The organism is Streptosporangium sp. G12 (assembly GCF_052983175.1).
This window is the reverse complement of record NZ_JBRIQO010000022.1, coordinates 90,207-107,358: the sequence shown is the minus strand read 5'-3', so window position 1 is coordinate 107,358 and position 17,152 is coordinate 90,207. Positions and strand designations below refer to the sequence as shown.

General features: G+C 66.1%; 21 protein-coding genes. 19 read left to right on the top strand and 2 right to left on the bottom strand.

Annotation, left to right across the window (positions count from 1 at the left end; genetic code table 11):
- Nucleotides 1-261 precede the first annotated feature (261 nt).
- From ACVCAG_RS31155 to ACVCAG_RS31145, 3 genes are all read left to right on the top strand, one after another.
- Nucleotides 262-1,083 carry a DUF3152 domain-containing protein gene (locus tag ACVCAG_RS31155; protein WP_447190955.1) on the top strand — a complete coding sequence of 274 codons (822 nt, stop codon included), beginning with the start codon at nucleotides 262-264 and terminating at the stop codon, nucleotides 1,081-1,083.
- Nucleotides 1,084-1,313: 230 nt separating this feature from the next.
- Complete coding sequence (locus tag ACVCAG_RS31150; protein WP_440087488.1) at nucleotides 1,314-2,372, top strand: NAD-dependent epimerase/dehydratase family protein; 1,059 nt, start codon at nucleotides 1,314-1,316, stop codon at nucleotides 2,370-2,372.
- 206 nt (nucleotides 2,373-2,578) lie between these two features.
- A complete protein-coding gene (locus ACVCAG_RS31145; protein WP_440087487.1) occupies nucleotides 2,579-3,592 on the top strand; it encodes a DUF72 domain-containing protein in 1,014 nt (337 codons plus the stop codon).
- A gap of 82 nt (nucleotides 3,593-3,674) precedes the next feature.
- Here the strand turns inward: ACVCAG_RS31145 and ACVCAG_RS31140 are convergent, their stop codons facing one another.
- Together ACVCAG_RS31140 and ACVCAG_RS31135 are read right to left on the bottom strand one after the other, a co-directional pair.
- Complete coding sequence (locus ACVCAG_RS31140; protein ID WP_362686321.1) at nucleotides 3,675-3,947, bottom strand: WhiB family transcriptional regulator; 273 nt, start codon at nucleotides 3,945-3,947, stop codon at nucleotides 3,675-3,677.
- 278 nt (nucleotides 3,948-4,225) lie between these two features.
- Nucleotides 4,226-5,314, bottom strand: coding sequence for a catalase (locus tag ACVCAG_RS31135; RefSeq protein ID WP_447190954.1), 1,089 nt, complete (start codon nucleotides 5,312-5,314; stop codon nucleotides 4,226-4,228).
- A 67-nt stretch (nucleotides 5,315-5,381) separates the two neighbouring features.
- Here ACVCAG_RS31135 and ACVCAG_RS31130 point away from each other — a divergent pair, with 67 nt between their 5' ends.
- The 16 genes from ACVCAG_RS31130 (at nucleotide 5,382) to ACVCAG_RS31055 (ending at nucleotide 17,134) form a co-directional block, all read left to right on the top strand.
- Nucleotides 5,382-6,614 carry a tyrosine-type recombinase/integrase gene (locus ACVCAG_RS31130; RefSeq protein WP_447190953.1) on the top strand — a complete coding sequence of 411 codons (1,233 nt, stop codon included), beginning with the start codon at nucleotides 5,382-5,384 and terminating at the stop codon, nucleotides 6,612-6,614.
- 247 nt (nucleotides 6,615-6,861) lie between these two features.
- The gene (locus tag ACVCAG_RS31125; RefSeq protein ID WP_447190952.1) at nucleotides 6,862-7,194 is read left to right on the top strand and encodes an HNH endonuclease; all 333 of its coding nucleotides are present in this window, start codon (nucleotides 6,862-6,864) and stop codon (nucleotides 7,192-7,194) included.
- On the top strand, nucleotides 7,191-7,499 hold the full coding sequence (locus ACVCAG_RS31120; RefSeq protein WP_447190951.1) for a hypothetical protein: 309 nt from the start codon (nucleotides 7,191-7,193) through the stop codon (nucleotides 7,497-7,499). The genes ACVCAG_RS31125 and ACVCAG_RS31120 overlap by 4 nt, the downstream gene beginning before the upstream one ends.
- Nucleotides 7,500-7,548: 49 nt before the next feature.
- Nucleotides 7,549-7,959 carry a CHAP domain-containing protein gene (locus ACVCAG_RS31115; protein ID WP_447190950.1) on the top strand — a complete coding sequence of 137 codons (411 nt, stop codon included), beginning with the start codon at nucleotides 7,549-7,551 and terminating at the stop codon, nucleotides 7,957-7,959.
- 145 nt (nucleotides 7,960-8,104) lie between these two features.
- Nucleotides 8,105-8,260 (top strand): hypothetical protein, encoded by a 156-nt coding sequence (locus tag ACVCAG_RS31110; RefSeq protein WP_447190949.1) that lies wholly within the window; start codon nucleotides 8,105-8,107, stop codon nucleotides 8,258-8,260.
- 4 nt (nucleotides 8,261-8,264) lie between these two features.
- Entirely contained in the window at nucleotides 8,265-8,690 is a 426-nt protein-coding gene (locus tag ACVCAG_RS31105; RefSeq protein ID WP_447190948.1) for a phage terminase small subunit, read from the top strand.
- Nucleotides 8,691-9,656: 966 nt separating this feature from the next.
- Complete coding sequence (locus tag ACVCAG_RS31100; RefSeq protein WP_447190947.1) at nucleotides 9,657-11,096, top strand: terminase TerL endonuclease subunit; 1,440 nt, start codon at nucleotides 9,657-9,659, stop codon at nucleotides 11,094-11,096.
- 59 nt (nucleotides 11,097-11,155) lie between these two features.
- A complete protein-coding gene (locus ACVCAG_RS31095; protein WP_447190946.1) occupies nucleotides 11,156-12,634 on the top strand; it encodes a phage portal protein in 1,479 nt (492 codons plus the stop codon).
- A gap of 86 nt (nucleotides 12,635-12,720) precedes the next feature.
- Nucleotides 12,721-13,314 carry a hypothetical protein gene (locus ACVCAG_RS31090; protein WP_447190945.1) on the top strand — a complete coding sequence of 198 codons (594 nt, stop codon included), beginning with the start codon at nucleotides 12,721-12,723 and terminating at the stop codon, nucleotides 13,312-13,314.
- A gap of 41 nt (nucleotides 13,315-13,355) precedes the next feature.
- Nucleotides 13,356-14,234 (top strand): phage capsid protein, encoded by an 879-nt coding sequence (locus tag ACVCAG_RS31085; protein WP_447190944.1) that lies wholly within the window; start codon nucleotides 13,356-13,358, stop codon nucleotides 14,232-14,234.
- 70 nt (nucleotides 14,235-14,304) lie between these two features.
- Entirely contained in the window at nucleotides 14,305-14,676 is a 372-nt protein-coding gene (locus ACVCAG_RS31080) for a hypothetical protein (RefSeq protein ID WP_447190943.1), read from the top strand.
- The gene (locus ACVCAG_RS31075; protein WP_447190942.1) at nucleotides 14,673-15,041 is read left to right on the top strand and encodes a hypothetical protein; all 369 of its coding nucleotides are present in this window, start codon (nucleotides 14,673-14,675) and stop codon (nucleotides 15,039-15,041) included. Before ACVCAG_RS31080 ends, ACVCAG_RS31075 begins: the two co-directional genes overlap by 4 nt.
- On the top strand, nucleotides 15,038-15,331 hold the full coding sequence (locus tag ACVCAG_RS31070) for a DUF5403 family protein (RefSeq protein ID WP_447190941.1): 294 nt from the start codon (nucleotides 15,038-15,040) through the stop codon (nucleotides 15,329-15,331). Before ACVCAG_RS31075 ends, ACVCAG_RS31070 begins: the two co-directional genes overlap by 4 nt.
- Nucleotides 15,331-15,762, top strand: a complete 432-nt coding sequence (locus ACVCAG_RS31065; RefSeq protein WP_447190940.1) for a hypothetical protein — start codon at nucleotides 15,331-15,333, stop codon at nucleotides 15,760-15,762. Before ACVCAG_RS31070 ends, ACVCAG_RS31065 begins: the two co-directional genes overlap by 1 nt.
- A 44-nt stretch (nucleotides 15,763-15,806) precedes the next feature.
- Nucleotides 15,807-16,655, top strand: coding sequence for a phage tail tube protein (locus ACVCAG_RS31060; RefSeq protein WP_447190939.1), 849 nt, complete (start codon nucleotides 15,807-15,809; stop codon nucleotides 16,653-16,655).
- A 128-nt stretch (nucleotides 16,656-16,783) separates the two neighbouring features.
- Nucleotides 16,784-17,134 carry a hypothetical protein gene (locus tag ACVCAG_RS31055; RefSeq protein WP_447190938.1) on the top strand — a complete coding sequence of 117 codons (351 nt, stop codon included), beginning with the start codon at nucleotides 16,784-16,786 and terminating at the stop codon, nucleotides 17,132-17,134.
- The last annotated feature ends 18 nt before the right edge of the window (nucleotides 17,135-17,152 follow it).

Sequence of the window (17,152 nt, the reverse complement as noted above, 5' to 3'; positions counted from 1 at the left end):
CCGCGGCCTCCGCCGCCGGCCGGTGGTTCCCGGCGACAGCCGGTGGCGCTCGGCGACATAGGCCAGCAAACCATCTGTTAAGCCAGCGAAAGGCTTGTTAAGCCCATAAAACCCCTGACCCGACGGCGGCCGCAGCATACGGCCGCCGTCGGCGTACCCCTCGAAGTTCCCCGGCGCCGCCGTCATATGACGGATTTTCTCCTGGTTTGATCAGTTACCGCCGCGGGGCAATAAGGTTTACGGTCTATGTCCAGGAACGCAATGAGACGTGACCCTAAGACCGTTCTGTGGCTTCTCGCGCTGAGCATCGTGGTCACCTTCACGGCCGGTGGGGCCACGGTGCTGAGCGGTCACCTCGAACCCGTTCCCGACAGGCCCGTGCCTCCTGACGCCGCCCCGCCCGGGATACCGGCGGTGCCCGCGACGCCGACCCCGCCGCCGCAACCCCAGGACCTTCGAGACACCGCCGCGCCCGCGAACTCCGCCGGTCCCACGCCCCCGTCACCGGCCCAGGAGCCGCTGCTGCTCGCCAACGGCCGGCAGCAGCCGCTGAAGGTGAGGGTTCCCCGGTCGGCCAAGGGCCGCTACACCGTCGCCCCCGGCGAGGCCCGGCCTCCCAGGGGGAAGGGCAAGGTGATCCGGTACGCGGTGGAGGTCGAGCGGGGCCTGCCGTTCGAGGTGGAGGAGTTCGCCGCCGAGGTGCACCGGATCCTCAACGACCCGCGCGGCTGGGGATACCGGTTCAAGCGGGTGGCCCGCGGCCCGGTGAGGATCAGGGTCTCGCTGAACAGCCCCGAGACGACCGACAGGCGGTGCCTGCCGATGCGGACCAACGGCATCCTCTCCTGCTGGAACGGCGGGCGCGCGGTCATCAACGCGGTCCGCTGGAACAGCGGGGCGACCGGCTACGGCCGCGACGTGGCCTCCTACCGCGAGTACGTCATCAGCCACGAGGTCGGCCACGGCCTCGGCCACGGCCACGTGCCCTGCCCGGGGCGCGGCCGGCGGGCGCCGGTGATGCTCCAGCAGACCAAGTCCCTGTACGGCTGCCGCCCCAACCCCTGGCCGTCCCCCCGGCGCTGACTCCCCCGTCTCCTCGCCGCCCCTCGCGGGCGGCTCCGGGAACCCGTCGCCCGCCGTCCGGGCCGGCCCGGACGGCGGGCGACGAACCCGTCCTCCGCGTCCGGCCGGGCCGGTGGACGACGCCCCCGAACGGCCGGACGCGGCGATCGAGTGTCGCCGGATCGTCCCCCCGTACGGCAAAGCAGTCGTGAGGATGGATTCACCGGGCCCTCCCGGGGCACCCGGTAGGCATGCGAGTAGTAGTCGTCGGCGCGACAGGAAACGTGGGCACGAGCGTGGTGTCCGCCCTCGCGGCCGATCAGGATGTCACATCCATCGTGGGCCTGGCCCGCAGGCAGCCGGACTGGAATCCGCCCAAGACCACCTGGCGGACCGCCGACGTCGCCGGCGGCGACCTGGCGCCACACCTGGAGGGAGCCGACGCGGTCGTCCACCTGGCGTGGCTGTTCCAGCCCACCCGTGCCCCGGTGACGACCTGGCGGAACAACGTCCTGGGCAGCATCAGGGTCTTCGAGGCCGCCGCGCGGGCGGGTGTCTCCGCGCTCGTGCACGCCTCCTCGGTGGGCGCCTACTCCTCCGCTCCCAAGGACCGGGCCGTCACCGAGGAGTGGCCGACCCACGGCTGGCCCGGTGCCGCCTACGGCCGGGAGAAGGCCTACGTGGAGCGGGTGCTCGACCTGTTCGAGCGTGACCACCCGGACATCAGGGTCGTACGGTTGCGGCCGGGGTTCATCTTCAAGCGGGAGGCGGCGGTCGGGCAGCGGCGCCTGTTCGGCGGGCCGTTCGTGCCGCAGCGGCTGGTACGGCCGAGCCTGATCCCGTTCGTGCCCGACACTCCCGGGCTCCGCTTCCAGACGGTCCACACCGACGACGTCGGCGAGGCCTACCGGCTGGCGGTCACCCGGCCGGTGTCGGGTGCCTTCAACATCGCCGCCGACCCGGTGATCGAGCCCTCGGTGCTGGCCGAACTGCTCGGTGCCCGGCTGGTTCCCGTCTCGGGCTGGGCGCTCAGGAGCACCGTCGCCGCGGCCTGGCACATGAGGCTGATCCCCGCCTCGCCGGGCCTGGTCGACCTGGTGCTCAGGATGCCGATCATGGACATCGGCCGCGCCCGCGCCGAGCTGGGCTGGCAGCCGCGCCACACGGCGGTGGAGGCGATGAAAGAGCTGTTCGAGGGACTGCGGGGCGCCGAGGGCGCCCAGGGCATGGACACCCCGCCGCTGTCGCCGAGCACCGGAGGGCCCGCGCGCCTGGGTGAGCTGGCCGGCGGCGTCGGCGGAAGGCCTTAGCGGCCCGGCGGCGTGACGGCCCCGCCCCCGGCCGGCCCCCCGGCCGGGGCCGTCACCGAGCGGCGGACGGCCGGCGAGGGACGGGGCCCGGCGCGAAGCCGGGGCTCGGAGGTCGGGGGCCGGGCTCGGGCGAACGGGGCCCGGGGCTCAGAGCTCGGGGAACGGGAACCCGGGCGGACATCGGACTCGTCAGGGAGGACGCGGGTATGGGCAGGATCCTCGTGGGCACGGCCTCGTGGACGCACCGGTCGCTGCTGGAGTCGGGCTGGTATCCCGCCGACGCCTCCACCCCGGCGAAACGCCTGGCCTACTACGCGACGAGGTTCCCGATCGCCGAGGTGGACGCCACCTACTACCACCCGCCGTCACAGAGCACCGTGGAGGCGTGGCGCGACCGTACGCCCGCGGACTTCACCTTCGACGTCAAGGCGTTCTCCCTGCTGACCGGGCATCCCACCCGGCCCGCCTCCCTCTACAAGGACCTGCGGGAGGACCTCGGCGCGCCCCCGCAGCGCAACCTCTACCCGAAGGACGTGCCGCGGGAGATCGCCGACGAGGTCTGGCGGCGGTTCCTCGGCGCGCTGGAACCGCTGCACGAGGCGGGCAAGCTGGGGGCGGTGCTCTTCCAGTTCCCGCCGTGGTTCCCGATCGGGGAGGGCAACAGGCGCTACATCCTGGAGTGCGCCCGGCGCTGCGCGCCGATGCGCGTCAGCGTCGAGTTCCGCAACCACACCTGGATGGACGAGGAGAACCGCGAGGACACCCTGGCCTTCCTCGCCGAGCACGATCTCGCGTACGTGGGGGTCGACATGCCCCAGGGGCACACCTCGTCAATCCCGCCGGTCCTGGCCGCGACCTCCGGCCTCGCCGTGCTGCGGCTGCACGGGCACTCCGACAAGTGGACCAGCAAGAACGTCGACGAGCGCTTCGCGTACATGTACTCGGAGGCGGAGCTCGCGCGGTGGGCGGCCAGGGTCCTGGAACTCGCGGAGGGTGCCGAGGTGACCCACGTGCTCTTCAACAACTGCTGCGCGGACAACTCCCAGCGCAACGCCGCCCGCTTCCGCGCCCTCGTCGGGCAGACCGGGGAGCGCGGGGAGACCAGGGAGCGCGGGGAGCGGGGTGGAGCCGACGAGCCGGGCGGGCAGCTCGCCCTGGACTACGCGCCGGGCGGGCAGGGTGGGGCGGGCAGGTCACGGAAGGACCGGATGGCCGGCTGACGGCCGACGCGGAAAAGGACCGGGACGCGGGGACCCGGAAAATGCCGGAGAGGGCCGGGACGGCCCGTCGCCGCGGAAGGCGTTATCTGACCCTGCGCCTCTCCCCGGTCATGGCGGCCCTGCGCTCCTCCGGGGTGGTTCCTCCCCAGACGCCGTACATCTGCTGGGTGTTCAACGCGTACTCCAGGCAGCGCCCGCGCACCGGGCACCGGCGGCACACCGCCCTGGCGCGCTCGTACTGCTCACGGCCCGGTCCCTCGTAGGACACGGGGAAGAAAAGCTCGGGGTCCTCGCTGAGGCAGGACGAGCGGCGGGACCAGTGGATGATCGGAATGACGTTGCTCTTAACAGGCATGGCGATCCAATTGGGAGTAGGAACGGCTCAGGTGTCGGCGGCTCAGGTTGAGGATCGCGTGCCCGCTGTAATGGCATTCATACCTTTTAAGCGGAAAAATCGGGCGACCTTGACCGAGGATTTCGTGCTGCCCTGATCGTCCTGGTCAGAGGGTGGCCCGGGGCGAACGGACTGTCTGCCCGCCGCATCGGGACACCGTCCCGATGCCGTCGCCCCCGTTCGCGACTCCTCTCCGCGCCGGACCGGAGCGCGGCCCGCTCCGGTCCGGCGGCGGCTGCTTACAGCTGCGCCCGCGTCCTCTCGTCGGGCACGCAGTGGGTCATCTTCAGGCCGGTCACGTCGCGCGGCCCGTTCTTGCCGAGTCGGGACATCCGCTCGCGGTCCTCCTCGCTCAGGTCCTGGCTGGCCAGCGGCTCCAGGTGGGAGACGTCGTCGGGGCCGATCCCGAGTCCCTCCCCGACCCTGAGCCCGAGGTCGTCCTCGACCATCAGGAAGTGCCAGACCATGCGCTCCTGGACGGCGCGGTCGGCCTGCGTCAGCATGCCGACGAAGTTGAGCACGAGGTCGTCGCGCTCCCACTCCTCCATCAGCAGGTAGCGCTGGCCCGCCTGGGTGTAGTCGTTGGTCCGCGGGATGCGCTTGCGGGTCAGCCGCCCCGAGACGACCGGCCCCTGCTCGTCGTGGGTGGGGTACCTCCCCTCCCTGAGCCCCCCGGTGATGGACGGCTCGTAGTTGACGTGCGGGTTCTCGCCCTGCCCGTCGACGTGGTAGGTCATCTGGCCGTCGCGCTGGTTGGTGCGCACCTCGGCGTTCTTGGCCTGGTTGACCGGCAGCTGCAGGTAGTTCGGGCCCACCCGGTGGCGCTGGGTGTCGCTGTAGGAGAACGTGCGGCCCACCAGCATCTTGTCGTCGGAGAAGTCGAGACCGTCGACCAGGACGCCGGTGCCGAAGGAGATCTGCTCGTTCTCGGCGAAGTTGTTGGCCACGTTGCGGTCCAGGACCATCCTGCCGACCGGCATGGGCGGGAACTCGTTCTCCGGCCACACCTTGGTGTCGTCCAGCGGGTCGAAGTCCAGCTCGGGGTGCTCGTCGTCGCTCATGATCTGCACGAGCAGCTCCCACTCGGGGTGGTCGCCCCGGTCGATCGCCTCGCGCAGGTCCTTGGTGGCGTGCCCGAGCTCCTGCCCCTGTACGGCGGCGGCGTCCTCGGCGGTCATGCTGCGCACGCCCTGCTTGGGCATCCAGTGGTACTTGACCAGGTGGGTCTCGCCCTGGTCGTTCACCCACTTGTAGGTGTTGACGCCGAACCGTCTACAAGTGACCGGTTGGGCCCGATACGTACTGGGGAAACACCACTGTGAGACCACATTTCATGGGCATGATCACGGGCAGCGCCAGTTTTCCGACCCCCCACCTCGGCTGAGGAGGGTCACTATGCGTAACCCCCTGAAGGGCACGATCACCACCTACGAGACCAAGCAGGGCACCAAGTACAGGGTGCAGATGCCCCCCGTCCTGGACCCAGTCTCCCACTCCCCGTTCAGGCCGACAAAATCCTTCGACAGCGAAGAAGACGCCGTCGCCTGGCAGATTGAGCAGAACCTCAAGCACGCACTCCACCAGTCTCTGCCGACCAATGCGACATTGGAAGAGGTCATCGAGTTCCGACTTGCCCAGTCGGGACTTAAGGAGTCCACCATCAGCGGGAACCGTAAGGCGCTACCCCACATCCCCCGCGCGCTCTTGAAGACCCCGCTGAGCAAGATTACTCAGGGAATGATCACCATCTGGGTCACCGAGGACTTAGTCCATCGCGACCTCAAGGCCAGCTCGATGCTCAATTACGTCTCCGTGGTCTCCGCCGCGTTCGGCTTCGCATCGGACAACGGCCTGCACGTGGGTAACCCGGTGAAGGCGGCCGGGGCTCGGCGCCTTATTCACCAGCTGGTCTTTAACGATGATGAGGATGAGATGGACGAGCTGGGCGAGGAGGACTGGTTCAGCCACCTCTTCGGACGCGGGCCGGTCTGGACCGCCAAGCAGCTCCGCATATTCCTGGATCAGGAGCACTATCCCCACCAGGGACTCCTGACCTTCATCGCCCTCCAAGGCACGCGCCGGGGAGAGAGCATCGGCTTGAAGTGGTCCAGCCTGGATGACCGGGGATTCGTGCGGTTGCGCGAGAACATCACCATGGGCCAGGGCCGCACGATCTACTCCCCCACCCCCAAGAGCGGCAAGCCCCGGCGCATGTGGCTCGACCCCATGACCAAATGGGTCCTGGAGCGCCACAGGCAGCAGCAGGAGCAGGAGAAAGCCCGCTACGACACCTGGGATGAGGGCGACTGGATTTTCACCCGCAGGCGTTGGCACCTTTCCAAGCCCGAGGCGCCCGGAGCCCACACGATGCCCAACACGGTGACCGCTCGGGTGGGCAGAGGGGCTGAGAAGCTCGGATTCCCCGTCATGGGCCCTCATGGGCTCCGTCGCTCCTGGGCGACGATTGCGGAGCGTGTGGGCGTTCCTAAGGCCGTACGGAGGGACATCCTGGGGCACTCCCCCGAGTCCATGACCGACCGATACACCCGCACCACCCGCGAGGAGATCCTGGCGGGCCTGGCGGCCGTGCGAGCCGAGATCTTCCCCGACTGGACCCCAGACATGTGACGGAGGTCACATCAGGGGTGTGCACGGTCTCCGACAAAGCGCACCTATATACATGTGGGGAAGGGGGGTAGGGGGGTTGGGGTTCCGCTCCGCTCCTACCGTCTAAGGAGTCCTCAAGACTCCTACTTAACTAGTTACCGGTAAGAGCCCCTTAGGGCTCTAGTACTAACTCCGTTAACGAGGGGCCTCCAGGCCCCCGAAGAGAGATTCACCCCCAGTACCGTCTCCGACTGCTGGGGGTGTTTCCATGCCTAGGGCTCCTAAGAAGTGCCTCCAAGCTGGCTGTCCAAAGCCAGCGACTAACGCAGGACGATGCCAGGCGCACTACGTGCCTTGGGCTCAGACAAGTCCCCGTAACCTCACGCGGCCGAGTAACGCCGCGACCCTGATGCGCAAGGCCCGTCATCGAGACCGAGAGCGCTGCTACGTCTGTGGCGGCCCCGGTCGGATCGTGGACCACGTCATCCCCGTCGCCGAAGGCGGCTCCTGGGATCTGACCAACCTCATGTGCATCTGCGACTACTGCCACAACACCAAGTCTCGAACGGAGGCCGCGCGAGGGAGGGCGCGTCACCTATGAGCGATGGAAATTACCCCTCGGGCAACTGCCCAGGCAGCAGTTGCGGCTCTTGTACCGCTCCTTGCCAGCCTCTTGATCAAGACTCCTTCGACACCCTCGTCGCTCGTGGCCCACTCGACTCCGACTACGTCGACCTCGCCGACGCCCAGTTCGACTCCGACACCGACGCGCTCAGCTGCGCCCGCTGGGACGACCCCTCGGCCGAGTGCGACGTCGAGTCCTGCATCGACAACTACTTCTGCTTCAACAAGTTCGCCGACCTCGAAGACGCCCCCTACGCCCCCGAGGGCGACGGCTACTTCTAAGCCGACTCCCAAGCCGACCTCGGCAAGCAAGGTCAGCGCCCTCCTCAAGGTGGCCGCTGGGGAGATAGGCACCTCCGGGGTGCCCAACAAGTACACCCGCTGGTACACCAACGACCTGAACATGGGGAGTTACTTCCTTCACGCGCCCTGGTGTGCCATCTACATCGCCTGGGTCGCCGAGCAGGTCGGTGTACGGGCCAAGGTCGGCACGGACGCCTACACGCCCACCTGGGCCTCCTGGTACGCGGCCAAGGGCCGCTGGGGCACCACGCCCCGGCCGGGGGCGATGGTCTTCTTCGACTGGGGCGGCGGCAAGAGCCGCAGCGGGATCGACCACGTGGGCATCGTCGAGAAGGTCCACAGCGACGGCTCGGTCACCTCGATCGAGGGCAACTCAAGCGGCCGGGTGCAGCGGGTCCATCGCACCAGCAGCATCGTCGGCTACGGATATTGGGCCTGAGTCCGCTACTCCCGGACTCAGTCCCTCAGTACATGGGCTGTCAGCAGGATCAACCGCGCCGTAGGGCCGGTGGGGCTGACATGGCGCACGCGAGGGCGGGTTCCGCGCGCCTCATACTTCTTTCTTCTTCCATCGGAGGACGCACATGGCAGTAGCAAGGGCCAGACGTACGGCCACCACCCCCAAGGCTGCGGCGGCGAAGACGCCGAAGACCGAGACCGAGGCCAAGCCCACTGACAAGAACGCCGCCATGAGCGTGAGCGACGTGCTCGCCGGCCGATACCGGCTCACCGGCAGGTGAGCTGATGGCGGGCAACGGGCCCCCTCCGAAAGAGAACGCGGTCCGCCGCAACGCTGTGGACCTGAGCCACCTGGAAGTGGACGAGGACGTCCCTGACAAGGTTAAGAAGCTGTTCAAGCGCGATGGCTACAGCGTCGCCACGCAGCGCTGGTGGGACACCTGGGTCGCCTCTGAGCAGTCCGAGGCGTTCCGCGCCACCGACTGGATGCGCCTTCAGATGCTCGCGCCTCTGGTGGAGGCGTACTTCCGCCGCCCCGGCCACAACGCTCTCGCCGAGATCCGGCAGAACGAGTCACTCCTGGGCGCCACGGTCACCGACCGCATGCGCCTGCGGATGAACAAGGCCGAGAAGAAGGACGACTCCAAGCCCGACAAGCTCCCCGAGAACGTCGCCGACATGGACCTGTACCGGCACCTCGGAGGCGCATGATCCGGGGTCATGCTAGCTCCTTCAATTCGGAGATCCGGCTCCCGCCTTAGTCAAGGTTCCCGTCTCCGGTCCTCGGGCACCCACGTAATCCCAGCGGAGCGAACCGCCCGAGTCATATATGAGCTTGAGTCCGGCCCTGTCATGGCATTGCCCGCCCGAAATTTTTAGCCATAGCACCAAATTTTTTGGGGTGGCCGACCTTAGTTTGAGTTCCCCTTCGCATTGTCCGTTGAGATATCTGATGGTTCCGACAAGCTCGTCGACACTCCCTCTCGTGATATTCACTTCAACCGGATAGTCCCTGGCTGCGTACTCGATACTACCCGTCCAAGTGCCAACGAAATGGTCTGACACATCAACAACTGTGGCCGAAGGCTTAGCTGAAGGCGTACCGCTGTTTTGATCAACGGGAGAGGACAGAGACTCGCTCGTGGCTGGGCTTGTCTTGGCTGCCTCGTTCGCGCGCTGCCTTTCGTCTGCTGCGAAAGAGAGCGCGCTCACGACTAGGGCTAGGACCGCAAGTATGACTGCCGAGACTGTAGCTGTCCACGCAAAGAGCTTACCGATATGCCTCTCATAGACCGGCTGTTTCTCACTGCTCAATTAGCACCTCACTGGCCGGGCTGCCGCATATTGGCGAAGCGATTTTTGTGTGCAGTCCTCCGAGTGCTCTCGGCTACCGACACGACAGTTCCCCCCTGTGAACGATAGGCCACCTTGGCTAGTTCCGCACGGGACTCAAAGACAGTAGAAGAGCGGCGCCCGCCAAGGGCGGCCTGATTCCAGAAGGGAGATGACCCCACTCCCTTGCAAAGTGGAAACCTCCCCGAGGGTGTTCCCCACCCGAGCCGCAGTCTGGGTTACCGGATCCTGCGCTGGGCCGAGACATACATCGTTCAGCCGGACGGCGAACACGCTGGCCAGCCGTGGCAGTTCACCGCTGAGCAAAAGCGGTGGATCTTGTGGTTGTACGCGATCGACGAGCGCGGCAAGTGGCTCTACGACACCGCGTGCCTGCGCCGGTCCAAGGGCTGGGGAAAGACCCCCGTCCTGGCCGCGCTCGCGATCATTGAGTTCATCGGCCCGTGCCGGTTCTCCCACTTCGACGAGAACGGCTACCCGGTCGGCAAGGCGGTTCGGCTGCCGCTGATCCAGATCGCCGCCACCTCGATCGACCAGACCGCCAACACCCGAGACATGGTGCGCGGCATGCTGGCCAACTCGCCGGCTGAGGTCGAGTACGACATTGAGATCGGCAAGGAGCGCATCCAGTTCCGCAACGGGCGCCCTGGGCGCATCGAGCCGGTCACCAGCTCCAGCAGGGGTCTGGAAGGCGCACGACCGACGTTCGTGGTTCTGGACGAGACCCACCACTGGGTGTCCTCCAACGGCGGCATCTCCGTCTTCGAGGTGCTCGACCGCAACGTGCGAAAGACCGCTGGCGCGGGCTCGCGCATCGTGGAGTCCACCAACGCCTTCAACCCCAACGAGGAGAGCGTCGCTCAGCGCACCTACGAGGCGTACCTGAAGAAGCCCAACGGGCGGCTGCTGTACGACTGCGTGGAGGCCGACTCCGACGAGATCGACCTCAAGGACCTCAAGGCCGTTGAGCTGGGCCTGCGGCAGGCGTACGGCGACTCGCACTGGGTGGACATCCCAGGGCTCCTAGAGGCGATCCAGGACCCGCGTACGACTCAGGCACAGGCGTACAGGTTCTACCTCAACAAGATCCAGGAAAGCGCCGACTCGTGGATGTCCAAGCCCGTCTGGGATGGGCTGCTGTCCAACGTCGACCCGATCAAGCCGGGCGATCAGATCAGCATCGGCTTCGACGGGAGCTTGTACTCCGACTCCACGGCGATCGTGGGCTGTCGCCTGCGGGATGGCAAATTGTTCCTCATTCACCTGGATGAGCAGCCGGACCCGAAGCTCTCCAAGTTCGCGGCCGACTGGCAGGTGGACACGCTGCTCGTGGATCGCAAGATGCGCGAGGCGTTCGCCACCTACCGCGTGATGTGGGTCTACGCCGACCCCAGCTACTGGCAGAACGTGGTGGGCACCTGGGCCTTGGACTTCAAGGAGAAGGACCCCGAGGGGCGAGACATCGTCTTCGAGTTCTCCCCGCAGCGCGCCACGCAGATGGCGCAGGCGGTCGAGCGCATGCACACGGCGGCGCATCTGGGCGAGGACATCTGCCACGACGGCAACCCCGACCTGGGCCGCCATGTGGCCAACGCGGTGACGTACGAGGTTCCTCAGGGGACCTTGATCCGCAAGGAGAGCAAGAAGTCCCGCAAGAAGATCGACGCCGCCATTGCGGCGATTCTCGCTTACGAGGCGAGGGCTGAGGCCATTGCTGACGGACGCATGAAGGTCCGGCGAAAAGCGCGTTTGCGTAGTTACTAGGGATTGGCCCCCTTTTTTGCCCCGATATATGAGTTCGGTAGCTAGGAGTGTGGCACTAAATGGTAAGCATCGGGGGCCGCCCTGAAACCCCGCTGGACTGGATCGTCTACCTGGAAGGCAAGCTGAACGCGCAGCGCTCAGCGGGCCAGAAGTACGTGGACTACTACGACTCCGAAAACAAGAACCTGCAATTCGCGCAGCAGAAGTTCTCGGAGATCTTCGGCGGGATGTTCACCGGCTGGAGGGACAACTTCTGCGCGCTGATCGTGGATTCGATCAGTGAGCGGCTGCGCGTCCAGGGCTTCCGCATGGGCCCTGACGAGCCCGCCGACAAGGACGCCACCGAGATCTGGCAGCGCAACTTCCTCGACGCCGACAGCAACAGCGCTCACATCGACGCCCTGGTGCAGGGCAGCTCGTACGTGACGGTGTGGGGCGACTCCGACGACCAGCCGCAGATGGTTCCCGAGAGCGCCCAAGACGTCGTGGTGCAGTACGAGCCCGGCTCTCGTCGCCGTCTGGCCGCCGCCATGAAGCAGTACACCGACGACTGGGGAAGCGAACACGTCACCCTGTGGACTCCTGAGCAGGTGTTCACCACCACCCGACTGGGTGATGGCATGAAGTGGCAGTCCCCGACGGACGTTAAGAATCCGCTCGGAGTTGTTCCGGTTGTCCCGTTGAACAATCGTTCCCGACTGCGTATGGCGCCATTCTCTGAATTGGCAGCGATCCTTCGCGTTCAGGACGCGATCAACAAAGTAAGCGCTGACGCGATCGTCGCCTCGGAGTTCGCAGCCTTTCCGCAACGGGTAATCAGCGGGGTCGAATCCCTGCCCGATGACGCGACCCCTGAGGAAGAGGCAGCCGCACGAGCGGATGCCGTGCGCGCCTACATTGACCGCATTCTCACCTTGGATAATCCCGAGGCGAAATGGGGGCAATTTCAGGCTGCCGATCTCAGCAATTATGTGACTCTCATCGACATGCTCGTCCAGCATATGGCGTCGCAGTCGAGAGTTCCATTCCATTACTTCCTGCTCAATGGCGGTCAGGCTCCCTCCGGGGAATCAATCACCGCCGCTGAAGCAGGGCTCGTGGCCAAGGCTCACGAGCGGATGCTGCATTTCGGGGAATCCTGGGAAGAGTCCATGCGGCTTGCATTCCTGGTCAAGGGCGACACGTCCAAGGCCAAGGCGTACAACGCCGAAACGATTTGGTCCGACCCCGAATACCGCAGCAAGGCCGCACTGGCTGACTCCCTGCTGAAGATGAAGGAACTCGGTGTTCCCATCAAGCAGCTCCAGGAGGAGTACGGCTACACCCCGACCCAGATTCTCCGCTTCGAAGCGATGCGTGAAGAGGAGATGAAGGAGACCAAGCGCCTGGAGGAGAAGTACGGCCTGGCCCCGGTTGTGGGCCTGGACGGCAAGCCTGTCCCCCAGGGTGCCAGCCAGTCGCCGGCTCGCGGTGAGGCCAAGCCGAAGACGGCTCAGGACAAGGTCGCCTCGGTCGAGCGCCAAAAGCGCGCCGCATAGCAATTCCCCTTTTTCGATGGGCCTCAGCCGACATGGCTGGGGCCTTTTGTATGCCCCAATCCGACATGGAGAGGTCCCGTAAGACGATGGATACCCCTACGCCCAGCGAAGCCACCAGCACCACCCCCGCAAGCACTCCGACCGATGCCCCGGCTGCCCCGCAGACCGAGGAGAAGGACTGGAAGGCAGAGGCAGAGAAGTGGCAGCACTTCTCCCGCCTGCACGAGGGCAACTGGAAGAAGGTTTCCGCCGAGGCTGATTCACTGCGCAAGGCCCAGATGACTGACTCGGAGAAGGCCATCGCCGAGGCGGAGGGACGTGGCCGTAAGGCCGCGCTGGAGTCCATCGCAACCGAGCGCGCGCAGCTCAAGCTGGAGACGGCAGCGGCCAAGGCCGGGGTGGATATCACTCCGGTTCTGGAAGTGCTGGACGTCTCCAAGTTCATCAGCGAGGGCGAAGTCAACAACGACGCGATCGGCGACTTCGTCACTCAGTTCTCCGCCCAGTTCGCGAAGCCGAAGGAGCCGAAGTTCCCCCAGGGATTGGGGATCGGCCCGCAGAGCAGCCAGACCAAACCGGGTCAGCTTACCCGCGCTGACCTGGGACGAATGTCTGCGGCGGAAATCGTCGAGGCCGATGCCAAGGGCCTCTTCGACGACATCAAAAACGGGCTCGCCTGAGCCTCTCTCCATGCCCACATACATAAGATTGGTAGAATTGCATGGCTCTCATCCCCGGTACTAACGGTGTGGTCAACCCCGGCTTTGTGCCGGAGATCTACTCCGCCAACCTCCAGGTCAAGCTGGAGGGATCTCTGGTTCTGGCCTCGGCCGTCGTGTGTAACCGCGACTTCGAAGGCGAGGTGCGCAACCAGGGCGACACCGTCTCCATCCCGATGGAGATCCTGGACCCCACCATCACCCCGTACCACCTTCAGAACGGCCTGGCGGCTCCGCAGGAGCTGACCCTGCTCGACACCGACCTGAAGATCACCCAGGCCGACAGCTTCAACTTCCGCGTCGAGGACATCTCGGCCGTGCAGAACGCGGTCAAGGGTCTGGTGGCCAAGGGCCAGGAGCGCGCCTCGCGCAAGCTGGCTGAGGCGGCCGACCTGTTCGTCTCCTCCGCCATCACCTCCGCTGAGACGGTGGCCGACAGCCGGGGCAAGCTGGTCGCCAAGATTGTCCGTAACAACCCGGACAAGGCTTACGAGACCATCGTGGCCGCCAACCTGGTCCTGGACAGCAACGACGTCCCCCAGAACGGCCGCTACATCGTCGTCTCCCCCAAGGTCCGCTCCGAGCTGCTGCTGGACGAGCGGTTCATCTCCGCCGACAAGTACGGCGCGGGCTCGGTCATCACCAACGGTGAGGTGGGCCGCATCCTCAACATGACGGTCTACATGACCACGGTCATGCGCGGCCGGGAGATGCTCATCGGCCACCAGATGGCCGTCACCTTCGCGAACCAGATCGTGAAGACGGAGCAGTACCGCCCCGAGAAGTACTTCAGCGACGCCGTCAAGGGCCTGCACGTCTATGGCGCCCGCGTGATTCGCCCGGAGGCGCTGGTCACCGTCCTTCCGGACCCGACCCCCTGATCAATGCCCGCTTGGTGAGCCCCCGGCATGACGCCGGGGGCTTGCCCCGTGCTGCTCGAAAGGGGGCCGCATGTTGATGACGGTCACGGACATCGAGGCCCGCACCGGGCAGATCTTCGAAGACGAACGGCTCACCCAGGTCCAGTCATTCATCACCGACATCACCGCTCTGGTCGAGACCTTCCTTCGACGCAGCTACGCAACCACTCAGGCCCCGGCCTCGGTGAAGGCGATCGCCTGCCTGGAGGTCATCCGGACGCTCAACACCGACCCCGGTGTGGCAGCCGACAGGGTCGGCGACCTGTCTACGACTTATGCCTACGCAGGCGCGGTGACGACGCTCTCCCCAGCGGCCAAGGAGTCTCTTCGACCCTTCCGCAAGCGCGGGGGGCTGGGCTCGGTCCAGGTCATCAGCCACCTCGTTCCGGAGGAGCAGGCGTGATCCTGGACAAGGCCAACGAGACCATCAAGGTCTTTCACACCGAGTGGGTTCCCGATGGCTACGGCGGCGGCAAGAGCCCGGTGGCCACCGCGGATTACACCGAGTTCAAGGCGTTCATCATGCCGACCGGCTTTGCCGGAGCCGGGTGGGCGGCCAACCAGCGATTCGCCTCCCAAGGGTGGGCCGACACCGCCCGCATCACCCTGGTCATCAAGTGGAAGCCCGAGCTGGCCCAGCTGGACCAGTGGTCACGCGTCGAAGCCCAGGGCCAGCTGTGGACGGTCGTCCAACAGCCGCGCCGCTGGACCAACCGCCGCATCAGCTACATCACGGTCCTGTGTGAGCTGCTGGGGGACGCCTCGTGAGCTACTGGGTCAACCCCGACATCGCCGAGATAGTCGCCGGCCTACCCGGCGTCCACGCCGAGGTCATCGAGACGGCGCATCGCGGAGCGAAGATTCTGCGCAACACCATCAACTCCCAGACCGGAGCGATGGCGGGCAGCGTCTTCTCCGAGGCCATGGGGAGTAAGGACGCCTTCTTCGGTCTCAGCGACGAAGGCGCGCTCGGCTACAACTACGGCCACCACAACAACCGGTCGGATCAGTACGTCCCCGGCAGTCACGTCATCGCCAAGACGATCGGCAGGATGTGATGATCCCCGATCCGGAAAAGGCCATCATCGCCGCGCTGACGCACTACATGCCGGACCTGGTCACCGATGGCGTTCCCCGCATCCACAGCCAGCCTCCCAAGGAGTGGGCACGCCAGAGCTTCCTCGTGGTGCGTGCCACGGGAGGGGGCGCGAGCAGGTATCCGCACCTGTTCGCGGTCTGCTACTTCGAGGTGGAGGCGTTCGCCTTCGAACGCGGAGATGCCTCCCTGCTCGCTCGTCGAGCCGGGGCCGCACTGTCCAAGGCCAGCCGCGAGAGCTTCCGCTACGAGACCCCTGATGAGGCTGGCTACCTGTTCGGCCACCGCGAGGTCAACGCACCCTCGCGCGTCTATGACGGCCTCTCCTCCAAGCACGGCGACACCTACATGAGCCAGGGGACCTACCAGATCTCCGTCCGGGCGCTGCGCTAACACCCCTTCCTTCTTTCTTTCTTTCTGCACATAGGAGATAGGCAATGCCCCCGACGTACCTGACCAAGGACCCCGTCCTCGTTCCGGCGACCGGATACGTTTTCGTCGCCGCCGAGGGCACGCCGAAGCCCACCCTGCCGCTGGACATTCTCAACCTGCGCACCCTGCGTGAGAGCGTCGGCAGCGCCTGGTCCAGCATCGGCAACACCTCGCTGGAGAACGGCATCACCCACGAGTCCGAGGGTGACGAGCCCGAAGTGCTGGGGACCTGGCAGAACCCGGCGCTGCGCACCACCAGCCCGGCGAAGATCTACACGGTCACCCTGGCGCTGGCGGACTTCAACCTGGAGACCTACAAGCTGTACTACGGCGGCGGCGGCGTCTCGGCGGATGGCTCCTTCATCATCCCGTCCGTCCCCTCCTCCACCACCAAGGCCATGCTCATCGTCGCGGTCGACGGTGACCGGCATGTGGTCGAGTACTACGAGCGGGTCTCCCTCATCGGTGCCGAGGGCGTCACCTACGACCCGGCCGCGCTGAGCGAGATGCCGGTGAAGGCGACCATCCTGGGCGGCTCGGCCGGCCTGGGTGAGATCTCCCCGGTCATGTGGGGCAAGTCGGTCGAGATCTCTCCCCCGACCCTGACCGCTGTTGCCCCGGCGACCGCCGCGCCCGGCGCCACGATCCAGCTCACCGGCACGAACCTGGACGCTCCCCTCACCGTCTGGTTCGGCGTCTACGAGGGCACCGGCGTGAAGACCACCCCGACCGGTACCCAGGTCACCGTCACCGTCCCGACTCCCGTGGAGTCCGGCGACCTGGCGGTGGACGTGAAGGTCGAGACGAACTTCGGCGAGACCACCTCCCGCCCGTTCACCATCGACCAGACCTGATCCACCTGTCTTACTCATGCCCTCATACATGAGTTTGGTAGCGAAAACCCCCCGCTGAGAGTGCTTGGGAATGGCGCTCTCGGCGGGGCTCCCATTCCCACGTTCCCGCTGCTTGTGAAGGAATCCCCATGGCTGTTCTGAAGTACGAAGACCTGGTTGACGACGTCAAGCGTGAGCTGGCCGCCAAGGGCCTTGAGTTCCACGCCAAGGACGGCGAGACCGTCACCCTTCGCCCGGTCCTGCTCCTCGGTAAGGAGGAGCTCAAGGTGGTCACCACCCTGCTCAACGTCGTCAGCGACGAAGGCGCCGACACCTTCGCCCGCATCGAGGCGATGGACGCGATGCTGATCGCCTCCGCTGACAAGAAGAAGTCCCTGAAGAACTCCCTGGACGACCTTCCGCCGCAGATCCGCACCCGCGTTTTCGACGCCTGGATGAAGGCCGGCAACGGAGACGCCCTGGGGGAAGCCTCAGCCTGATCGAGCTGATTGACCAGT